Source organism: Nocardia farcinica (genome assembly GCF_029867845.1).
GTDB lineage: Bacteria > Actinomycetota > Actinomycetes > Mycobacteriales > Mycobacteriaceae > Nocardia > Nocardia farcinica_A.
Window position 1 is genome coordinate 1 of the sequence record NZ_JARWRU010000080.1, and the last position, 9,381, is coordinate 9,381.

Annotated in this window: 10 protein-coding genes and 1 pseudogene; 7 read left to right on the forward strand and 4 right to left on the reverse strand. The window is 70.7% G+C overall.

All coding sequences use genetic code 11. The annotated features are described in order from the left end of the window. Window positions 1–256: pseudogene (locus QH283_RS01395) on the reverse strand (GtrA family protein); the annotation flags it as partial. Window positions 257–537: 281 nt separating this feature from the next. Between QH283_RS01395 and QH283_RS01400 the strand changes: the two are divergent. The 7 genes from QH283_RS01400 (at window position 538) to QH283_RS01430 (ending at window position 5,697) form a co-directional block, all read left to right on the forward strand. Further along, on the forward strand, window positions 538–1,284 hold the full coding sequence (locus tag QH283_RS01400) for a DivIVA domain-containing protein (RefSeq protein WP_280501202.1): 747 nt from the start codon (window positions 538–540) through the stop codon (window positions 1,282–1,284). Between the two features lie 91 nt (window positions 1,285–1,375). Continuing rightward, window positions 1,376–1,999, forward strand: a complete 624-nt coding sequence (locus QH283_RS01405; protein WP_280501209.1) for a YceD family protein — start codon at window positions 1,376–1,378, stop codon at window positions 1,997–1,999. Window positions 2,000–2,063: 64 nt separating this feature from the next. Further along, window positions 2,064–2,246, forward strand: a complete 183-nt coding sequence (rpmF, locus tag QH283_RS01410) for a 50S ribosomal protein L32 (protein ID WP_280501203.1) — start codon at window positions 2,064–2,066, stop codon at window positions 2,244–2,246. A 21-nt stretch (window positions 2,247–2,267) separates the two neighbouring features. Continuing rightward, window positions 2,268–2,990: a ribonuclease III gene (gene rnc / locus QH283_RS01415; protein WP_280501204.1), complete on the forward strand. Its 723-nt coding sequence runs from the start codon at window positions 2,268–2,270 to the stop codon at window positions 2,988–2,990. A gap of 1 nt (window position 2,991) precedes the next feature. Next, the gene (gene mutM, locus QH283_RS01420) at window positions 2,992–3,894 is read left to right on the forward strand and encodes a bifunctional DNA-formamidopyrimidine glycosylase/DNA-(apurinic or apyrimidinic site) lyase (protein WP_280501205.1); all 903 of its coding nucleotides are present in this window, start codon (window positions 2,992–2,994) and stop codon (window positions 3,892–3,894) included. Between the two features lie 156 nt (window positions 3,895–4,050). Further along, entirely contained in the window at window positions 4,051–4,632 is a 582-nt protein-coding gene (locus QH283_RS01425; protein WP_280501210.1) for a dihydrofolate reductase family protein, read from the forward strand. After that, window positions 4,633–5,697 (forward strand): PHP domain-containing protein, encoded by a 1,065-nt coding sequence (locus QH283_RS01430; protein WP_280501206.1) that lies wholly within the window; start codon window positions 4,633–4,635, stop codon window positions 5,695–5,697. Window positions 5,698–5,786: 89 nt separating this feature from the next. Here QH283_RS01430 and QH283_RS01435 read toward each other — a convergent pair whose 3' ends face one another. The 3 genes from QH283_RS01435 to QH283_RS01445 form a co-directional block, all read right to left on the reverse strand. Further along, window positions 5,787–5,966 (reverse strand): hypothetical protein, encoded by a 180-nt coding sequence (locus tag QH283_RS01435; RefSeq protein WP_280501207.1) that lies wholly within the window; start codon window positions 5,964–5,966, stop codon window positions 5,787–5,789. Between the two features lie 108 nt (window positions 5,967–6,074). Then, on the reverse strand, window positions 6,075–8,198 hold the full coding sequence (locus tag QH283_RS01440) for an amylo-alpha-1,6-glucosidase (RefSeq protein WP_280501208.1): 2,124 nt from the start codon (window positions 8,196–8,198) through the stop codon (window positions 6,075–6,077). Between the two features lie 2 nt (window positions 8,199–8,200). Further along, window positions 8,201–9,373: a glycosyltransferase family 4 protein gene (locus tag QH283_RS01445; protein ID WP_280501211.1), complete on the reverse strand. Its 1,173-nt coding sequence runs from the start codon at window positions 9,371–9,373 to the stop codon at window positions 8,201–8,203. Window positions 9,374–9,381: the final 8 nt, after the last annotated feature.

Here is a 9,381-nt window from a genome sequence, read left to right on the forward strand (position 1 = left end):
TGTTCGCGGTGATCGAGCCCATGCCGTACATGGCGGCGAAGAGCAGCACGTAGGTGATGTTGCTGGCGCCGCCGACCAGGGCGAAGCGCCCCAGTTGGGGCAGCGCGCGATCGCCGCGCAGGTAATGGGCCATACGAGCCCATCGGGACCGCTTCCCGGACGCCGCGGCGGGGAGGACCGCCGGATACGGCACAGCCCACGGCGTGTACATGCCCGCGGGCAGCACTGCCGAGCTCGGGGGTTCCAGAGCGGTCATGGTCTATCCGATCGAATATGGCTCGCGGACCGGCTGACTTCGGCGGTCCCAGCCAAGGAATGTACATGAAGCGGAGGATGAGACTCCACTTGATTGCCGGTTTTGCCCGCCGGTTGCGTCGCCGGCGTCGCCCGTGCCTGCCCCCGAGGCGCCGACACGCTGTGGTCTGTGAGACATCGGGGCCGACACACCGGCAAGCGACTCGGCAGAACCGGTGACGGCGGGCACACTGGCGTGAGGGCGAGCTGTCCGTGGTTGGCACGAGAACGAGGTTGGTGAGCATGTATCGGGTATTCGAGGCGCTCGACGAGCTGGTGGCCATCGTCGAGGAGGCGCGCGGCATTCCGCCGACCCGCAACTGCATCGTCCCGCGCGGCGACGTGCTCGACCTGCTCGACGACGTGCGCGACGCGCTACCCGGCGAACTCGACGACGCCCAGGACGTGCTCGACCATCGGGACAAGATCGTCAACGACGCCCGCGGCGCGGCCGAGACCACGGTCACCACCGCCGACGAGCAGGCCCGAGAGACCGTCGGCGCCGCGCGCGCCGAGGCCGACCGCATCCTCGCCGAGGCCAAGGCACACGCCGACCGGATGGTCGCCGAGGCAGGCGCACACGCCGACCACCTCGTCTCCACCGCCCGGGCCGAGGCCGAGCGCACCGTCGCCGAGGCCAAGGCCGAATACGAGGCGCTCACCGAGCGCGCCAGGGCGGAGTCGGAGCGGCTCATCGAATCCGGCAAGGCGTCCTACGAGCGCTCGGTCGCCGACGGCCAGGCCGAGCAGGCGCGGCTGGTCGCCCAGACCGAGGTGGTGCGCGCCGCGCATGCCGAGTCCGCCCGCCTGATCGACGCCGCCCAGGCCGAGGCCGACCGGTTGCGCGACGAGTGCGACCACTACGTCGACTCCACGCTCGCCGGCTTCGAGGAGACCCTCAACAGCACATTGCGCACCGTCGGGCGCGGCAGGCACCAGCTGCGCACCGGCGCGGGTGCGCCGGACTACGCCGCCGACTACCGCCGCTGATCGCCGGCGGCCTGCGTTTTGGCCCTCGGGGGCCTTCGGCGTACTGTGGGGTGGTTGCCCATTCCCCTTTCGACATGTGAGTGAGTTCGTGATGTCCGCCGGTTCCGGTTCCACCTCGCGTGATCGGGCGTCTTCGCGCCGGGTCGACGCGGGTTTCGTGCTGGACGTCCGCAGCCTGGGCCGTCGCCCCGGCACCATGCGGGAGTTGCGGCGCGAGGTCACCACCGAGGAGCGGATCGGGCTCGACCTGGTGGCCATCGAGGTGGGCGCCGAGGTCGACTTGGATCTGCGCCTGCAGGCGGTGTCCGAGGGCGTGCTCGTCACCGGCACGGTGACGGCGCCGATCGCGGGGCAGTGCTCGCGCTGCCTCGAGTCGTTCAGCGACGAGGTCACCCTGTCGGTCACCGAGCTGTTCGCCTACCCGGACAGCACCACCGAGCAGACCACCGAGGACGACGAGGTCTATCGGATGAGCGACGATCTCATCGATCTGGAGCCGCTCATCGTCGACACCATCGGGCTGGAGTTGCCGTTGCAGCCGCTGTGCTCGGCGGACTGCCCCGGTCTCTGCCCGGAATGCGGAGTGTCGATGGCGATTGCGGGATCCGATCATCGGCATGAGATACTTGACCCTCGCTGGGCCGGGCTGGCGAAATTCGCCTCGGAATCGCCCGGTAACGGCGTTCCCGACGCGGACGCCGATCGAGACCGATAAACCAGCAAGACCCCCAGTCAGCCGTTCTGCGGCAAGTGAGTACAGGACAAGAGGAGAACTAGTCGTGGCCGTTCCCAAGCGCCGGATGTCCCGTTCCAACACCAGGTCGCGGCGCAGCCAGTGGAAGGCTGCCGCCCCCACCCTGATCACCTGCCCGAACCGGGGCTGCGGTGAGAAGACCCTGCCGCACATCGCGTGCCCGTCCTGCGGCACCTACAAGGGCCGCCAGGTCACCTCCGCCGTCTGACCTCGACCACCGAACTCGAACGTGACGGCCAGCAAGGACAACGCCGGTGCGTCCGGTGATCACGCGAGTCTGCTCGAGGCGCTAGGCGTCGACGTACGACCGGATCTGTTGCGCCTGGCGCTGACACACCGGTCGTACGCCTACGAGAACGGCGGCCTGCCCACCAACGAGCGCCTGGAGTTCCTCGGCGACTCGGTGCTGGGCCTGAGCATCACCGAGCGGCTCTACCACGAGCACCCGGACAAGTCCGAGGGCGAGTTGGCGAAGCTGCGCGCGAGCGTGGTGAACATGCACGCGCTCGCGGAAGTGGCGCGAGGTCTCGGCGCGGGCGGCCTCGGCGCGCACCTGCTGCTCGGCAAGGGCGAAGAGCTCACCGGCGGCAGGGACAAGCCGAGCATCCTCGCCGACGGCATGGAGTCGCTGCTCGGTGCCGTGCATCTGCAGCACGGCATCGAGGTGGCGCGTGGCGTGGTACTGCGGTTGTTCGCCGAGCTGCTCGAGCGCGGCCCCAGAATGGGCGCCGGGCTCGACTGGAAGACGAGCCTGCAGGAGCTGACCGCCGAGCGCGGTCTCGGCGTGCCCTCCTACGAGATCACCTCGACGGGCCCGGACCACGACAAGGAATTCACCGCCACCACCATGATCGGCGGCCAGGCCTACGGTTCCGGTGTCGGACGCTCCAAGAAGGAAGCCGAGCAGAAGGCCGCGGGCGCCGCCTACCGGGCGCTGACCGCCGAATCCTGACGTGCCCGAACTCCCCGAGGTCGAGGTCGTCCGGCGTGGCCTGGCCGAGCACGTGGCAGGCCGCGTCATCGACGCGGTCACCGTCACACACCCGCGCTCGGTGCGCAGGCATGTGCTCGGCGCCGCCGACCTGATCGCCGGCATCAGCGGTCGCCGGGTTCGTGAGGCGTGCCGCCGCGGCAAGTATCTGTGGCTCACCTTCGACGAGCCCGATGCCGGCACACCCGATTCCCGCACCGCCGGTCCCGCGCTCGACGCCGCCCTCGTGGTGCATCTCGGGATGAGCGGGCAGATGCTGGTGCAACCCGCCGACGCCCCCGTGGACAAGCACGCCCACATCCGCGCGACCCTCGACGACGGCAGCGAGCTGCGGTTCGTCGACCAGCGCACCTTCGGCGGCTGGGCGCTGGCCCCGCTCGTCGAGGTGGACGGCTCGCTGGTGCCCGAGCCGGTCGCCCACATCGCCCGCGACCCGCTGGACCCCCGTTTCGATCCCGAGGCCGCCGTGGCGGTGATCCGGGCCAAGAAGTCCGAGATCAAGCGGGTGCTGCTGGACCAGACGGTCGTCTCCGGGGTCGGCAACATCTACGCCGACGAGTCGCTGTGGCGGGCCCGCATCAACGGCAACCGCCCCGCCGCCGGCCTCACCCGGCCCGCGCTGCGCGGCCTGCTCACCGAGGTGCGCGCGGTCATGGACGAGGCGCTCGCCGCGGGCGGAACCTCCTTCGACGCGCTCTATGTGAACGTCAACGGCCAGTCCGGCTACTTCGAACGTGCCCTGGCGGTCTACGGCAGGCAGGACGAGCCGTGCAGGCGCTGCGGGGCGCCGGTCGCGCGGGAGAAGTTCATGAACCGCTCGTCCTATTTCTGCCCGCGCTGCCAGCCCGTGCCGCGTCGCCGCTGAATCCGCCGCCCCCTCCCGAAGCCGCCCGCGCGGGGTGCGCCGCCGAGTCGGGTCCGCTGCCGGGTCGAGTCCGTGAAGACCTCGCGGGAGCCACGCGCCGCGCGCTACCGTTGCCTTCGACGGCCCGACGACCTGTGCCGTCGGAGGAAGGACATGATGCGCAAGCTCACCTACTACGTGGCCGCGACGATCGACGGTTTCATCGCCACCGAGGACGGGTCGGTCGACTTCTTCCCGGTCGGTGGCGACCACAGCCAGGCGATCACGGCGCAGTACCCGGAGACCCTGCCCACCAAGGTCAGGGAGTCGCTGGGTATCGCCAAGCGCAATTCCTCCTTCGACACCGTGCTCATGGGCCGCAAGACCCACGACTTCGGGGTGCGCACCGGCACGTCCAGCCCTTACGAGCACCTGCGGCAGTACGTGGTGTCCACGACCTTGACCGAGAGCCCCGGCGTCGGCGTCGAGTTGATCTCCGAGGATCCGCTCGGCCGGGTGCGTGAGCTGAAGAAGGAACAGGGCCTCGGCATCTGGTTGTGCGGCGGTGGGGAGCTGGCGCAGACGCTGCTGCCGGAGATCGACCAGATCTTCCTCAAGCTGTACCCCATCGTGCTCGGCCGGGGGCGTCCGCTCTTCGGCGGCGGGCAGCGGCTGCCGAAACCCGAACAGTTCCGTGTCATCACCAGCCGGGTGTTCGAGGACGGCGTCGCCTTTCTGAAATACAGCAGGATCCGCTAGATGGCCGCACCCGATCGGCCGGGCCCTCCCACCCCGGCGCACGCGCCGGGTCCGGTGGAGGCGCTGCGCGAGATCGGGTTCTGGCTGGAACGGCAGCGCGCCGAGACCTACCGGGTGAAGGCCTACCGGCGTGCCGCGGACGCGGTGGCCGCGCTGGACGAGGCGGAGTTCGCCACCCGCCGGGCCCGCGACAGCTGGCGGGAACTGCCGGGCATCGGCCCGAAGACCGCCACCGTCATCGCGCAGGCTGCCGCGGGCCGGGTGCCCGATCAACTCGCCGCGCTGCGCGCCGAGGCCGAGCCCATCGGGGCGCCGGGCGCGCCGCTGCGCGCACTGCTGCGCGGTGACCTGCACACCCATTCGGACTGGTCCGACGGCGGCAGCCCGATCGAGGAGATGATGCGTGTCGCGGCCGCCCTCGGTCACCGATACTGCGCTCTCACCGACCATTCCCCGCGCCTGACGGTGGCCAACGGGTTGTCCGCCGACCGGCTGCGCAGGCAGCTCGACGTGGTCGCCGAGTTGAACGAGCAGCTGGCGCCGTTCCGCATCCTGACCGGCATCGAGGTCGACATCCTCGACGACGGCTCGCTCGATCAACGCGCCGACCTGCTCGCCGAACTCGACATCGTGGTGGCCAGCGTGCACTCGCATCTGCGCGCGGATTCTGCGGCCATGACCCAGCGCATGGTGTACGCAGTGGCGGACCCGAACGTGGACGTGCTCGGGCACTGCACCGGACGGCTGGTCACCGGCGGCCGCGGCACCCGCCCCGAGTCGACCTTCGACGCCGAGGTGGTGTTCGAGGCGTGCAGGCAGTACGGCACCGCCGTCGAGATCAACTGCCGCCCGGAACGTCTCGATCCGCCGATGCGGCTGCTGGAGCTGGCGGTCGAGATGGAATGCCTGTTCTCCGTCGACACCGACGCGCACGCGCCGGGTCAGCTGGACTGGCAGGGCTACGGCTGCGAGCGCGCCGTCGCCGCGGGTGTGCCCGTCGAACGGGTGATCAACACCTGGCCGGTCGATGACCTGCTCGCCTGGGCCGGTTCGCCGGCCGGGTGACCAGCGGTGCGCTCCGGGACGTCTCGGGGCGCGGCCTCTGCCCGGCGGTGCTCAGTTCTGCTGCGCGGTCCCGGCGCGTTCGGCGGCGTTCACCTCGCGCACCCCGCGAGAAAGGCGGCGGCGGCGAGGTACTGCCTGCAGTCGGGACCGTGCCCGGCGTGCACGGCGCGCAGGAAGTGGGCGAGATCCGGGGTGAGGTCGGTCGGTTCGGCCGCGCAGTCGCGGTGTCCGGCGCCCCAGAGGTCGAGACGGTCCAGTGAGGTCTGCATGATGACTCCAGGTCGAAGGGGACCGGCCGGGACGTGCCGGGTCGGTCGTGGTCGTGGGATGCGCACGCGGGCGCGATGTTCCGTGATACGCGATGCGCGCCGCGGCCGCTACTCGGTGACGAGCTGCCAGCCCTGCGGCACCCTGGCGGAGATCACTTCGGTGCCCTCGGCCTCCAGATCGACGGTGATGTCGCCCAGGCGCAGCTCGGTCAGCGACACCCGGCCCCATTCCGCCGGTAGGCGGGGGCGCAGGGTGAGGGTACGCGAGGGCACGTCGGGATCGAGACCGAGGAACGCGCGCACCAGCAGCAGTGGCGCCGCGCTGGCCCACGCCTGCGGTGAGCAGGAGGTGGGATAGGGGACCGGCACCGAGAACCGGGACCGGGAGAAACCGCAGTACAGCTCGGGCAGCCTGCCGCCGAACGCGGCCGCCGCGTCGAGCAGCCCGCTCGCCAGCCGGGTGGCCAGTTCCACCGCGCCGGGAACGTGCCGGTAGCGCAGCAGGCCCGCGACTCCGATGGCGGTGTCGTGCGGCCACACCGAGCCACAGTGGTAGCTCATAGGATTGAACGCGCCCATGGTGGCGGCCAGGGTGCGCAGGCCGAAACCGCTGTCCATCTCCGGGCCGGACAGCTGACGCACGAGTTCGGCGACGTGCTCGTCCTCGGCGATGCCCGCCCACAGGCAGTGCGCGGTATTGCTGGTCAGCGCGTCGACGCGGCGCTTGGCGCCGTCCAGAGCGACGGCGTACCAGCCGCGTTCGGGCAGCCAGAACTGTTCGGCGAACTTGCCGCGCAGTTCGGCGGCCCGCTCCCGCAGCCTGCCCGCCAGCGGGAGCTCGCCGAAGGCCTCGGCCAGTTCGGCACGCGCCAGCAGGGCGGCGTGCACATAGCCCTGCACCTCGCACAGTGCGATCGGCGCCTCGGCCAGATGCCCCTCGGCATCGTTGATGCCGTCGTAGCTGTCCTTCCAGCCCTGGTTGATCAGGCCGCGGTCGGTGGCGCGCCGGTACTCGACGAAACCGTCGCCGTCGCGATCGCCGTAATGGGTGATCCACTCGATCGCCGCGTCGGCGGCGGGCAGCAACGCGCGGATGGCCTCCTCGTCGGCGCCCCAGCGGTGGCATTCGGCCAGCAGCATGACGAACAGGGGGGTGGCGTCGACGGTGCCGTAGTAGATCTGCCCGCCGAGCACCTGCCCGCCCGCCGGGCCGCGGCGCATCTCGTGCATGATCCGCCCCGGCTCCTCCTCGGTGAGCGGATCGACCGCGCGGCCCTGCAATTCGGCCAGCTGCTGCAGGGTGCCCACCGCCAGGTCCACCGCCAACGGCAGCGCCATCCACGCGGTGAGCAGGCTGTCGCGGCCGAACAGGGTCATGAACCAGGGCGCGCCCGCGGCCACGAACGGCCTGCCCGACTCGTCGTGGATCTGCAGGGCGCCCAGGTCGCTCTCGGTGCGGCGCAGCACCTGGGTGAGTGTGGGGTCGGCGGCGACGATGTCGGTGGCGGTGTCGCGCCAGGCCTCGATCTTGCGGCCCGGCGCGCTCACCCCGTAGTGCTCGCCGGGGGAGACCGCCGTCTGCACACGCTGATTGCCGAGTGTGGGCTGGGCGATGATCTCGGTCTGCCAGACCCCGCCGACCGGGACGACCGCACGCCAGGTCAGTGTGCCCGGCTGCACCAGCGGTTCGACGCTCGCCGAGACCGAAAGCCCGCGCATCCGGTCGACGCGATCGTGCAACAGCAGTTCACCGTCGCCGACGGTCACCTCGGCCCGATGATGACCCGCGCGACCCTCCTTGACCGCGAACAGATCGACGAAATCGGCGTCGACGTGCAGTTCCAGGGTGACCGCTGTGGGTTCGCGGCCCATGTTCTCCAGGATCAGCGTCTCGTGCATGCCCTCGGCGACGATGCGCTCGCGCACCACGAGCAGTGTGCTGTCGGCCAGGCCGGCTTGTGGCGGCCTGCGCAGCACGAAACGGGCCGTGAAGGCCTCGGGACTGATGATCGACAGTGGTTCGGCCGGCTTCCCGTCGACGAGCAGCTCCCACCGCGACACCACACGCGCGTCCCGGAAGAAGAGCCCGTGCGGGCGGCCGGGTTCGACGTCGCCCAGCCGGTTGGACAGGCAGAAGGTGGAGCCCTCCACCAGTGTCACCGAGCCGGAGCCGCCGAAACCGGCCGCCTCGCCCGCGTTCAGCGGCGAGGGGCCGGCGTTCGGATCGGCCATGCTCACGCGGGCCCGCCCGCGGCGACCGCGCGCATCCGCTCCGCACCGGCCAGCCGGGCGGCGCCGAAGCCGCGCGCCACCGTATCGCTCTTGCGGGCAACCGCTTCGGTGAGCAGCAGACGGCGATAGATCTGCTCGTAGCCGCGGCCGAGGGTATCGGCGGCGTCGAAGTTGGCCATCACGTGGGCGCGGCAGGCCGCGGGGTCGATCGAGCGCACCTCCTCGATCGCGGCGGGCAACTCGGCGGGGTCGTCGCAGATGCGACCGGTGACGCCGTCGACGAGGACTTCGGAGACCGCGCCGCCGCGCAGCGCCACCACCGGGGTTCCGCAGACCATCGATTCGATCATGACCATCCCGAAGGGCTCCTCCCAGCGGATCGGGAACAGCAGGCACCGTGCGCCGGAGAGAAGTTTACGCTTGGCGGTGGCGTCGGCGAGGCCGAACACATGATCGCGCTCGGTCAGCAGCGGACGGACGTACTCCTCGAAGTAGGCCTGCTCCGGCGGCTCGCTGCACTTGCCGGCCAGGATCAGCGGAATCCCCGCGGCGTGTGCGGCTTCCAGCGCCAGGTGCGGCGCCTTGTCCTCGTTGAAGCGCCCGAGGAACAGCGCGTAGTCCTCCTTGTCGGGGCGGTACGGCCATTCGCTGACCCGCAGCGCGTTGTGCACGCGGCCGACCCACGGCAGGTCCGGCGCCAGCTCGCGTTGGCGGTCGCTGATGGCCACCAGCGCCACGTCGTCGCCGAGTTCCTTGTAGTAGCAGTAGGAGTCGGACTCCACCGGGCCGTGCACGGTGATGACGGTGGGCAGGCCGAGCGCGCGGTAGACCGGCGCGTTGAGCGGGCCCGCGAAGGTGTGGTCGTGCACCAGATCCACGCCGTCGGTGGCGATCAGGCGCTCGATGGCGCGGCGCACCTTCAGCGCGTGCACGACCTCGGGGAACGGTTCGCCGAGCCGCTCGGGCAGGATCCGGTCCCACACCGGGATCAGCTCGCCCTTGGTGCCGGGCTCGCCCGCGCCGATCAGGGTGACCCGATGGCCGCGGTCGACGAGGGAATCGACGAGATCGGCGACAACCGCCTCGACCCCGCCGTAGGCCTTGGGTGGAACGTCGAAATAAGGCGGTACAACCATCGCAATGTGCAATTGCCTACCGGCGTGATCGATCGACACAAGATCCG

What these genes read in the sequence shown, in the direction of transcription:
- QH283_RS01430 (WP_280501206.1), top strand. Translation starts at nt 4,633, where the DNA reads ATGGCCGCACCCGATCGGCCGGGCCCTCCCACCCCGGCGCACGCGCCG.
- QH283_RS01425 (WP_280501210.1), top strand. Translation starts at nt 4,051, where the DNA reads ATGCGCAAGCTCACCTACTACGTGGCCGCGACGATCGACGGTTTCATC.
- QH283_RS01435 (WP_280501207.1), bottom strand. Translation starts at nt 5,966, where the DNA reads ATGCAGACCTCACTGGACCGTCTCGACCTCTGGGGCGCCGGACACCGC.
- QH283_RS01440 (WP_280501208.1), bottom strand. Translation starts at nt 8,198, where the DNA reads ATGGCCGATCCGAACGCCGGCCCCTCGCCGCTGAACGCGGGCGAGGCG.
- QH283_RS01400 (WP_280501202.1), top strand. Translation starts at nt 538, where the DNA reads ATGTATCGGGTATTCGAGGCGCTCGACGAGCTGGTGGCCATCGTCGAG.
- QH283_RS01405 (WP_280501209.1), top strand. Translation starts at nt 1,376, where the DNA reads ATGTCCGCCGGTTCCGGTTCCACCTCGCGTGATCGGGCGTCTTCGCGC.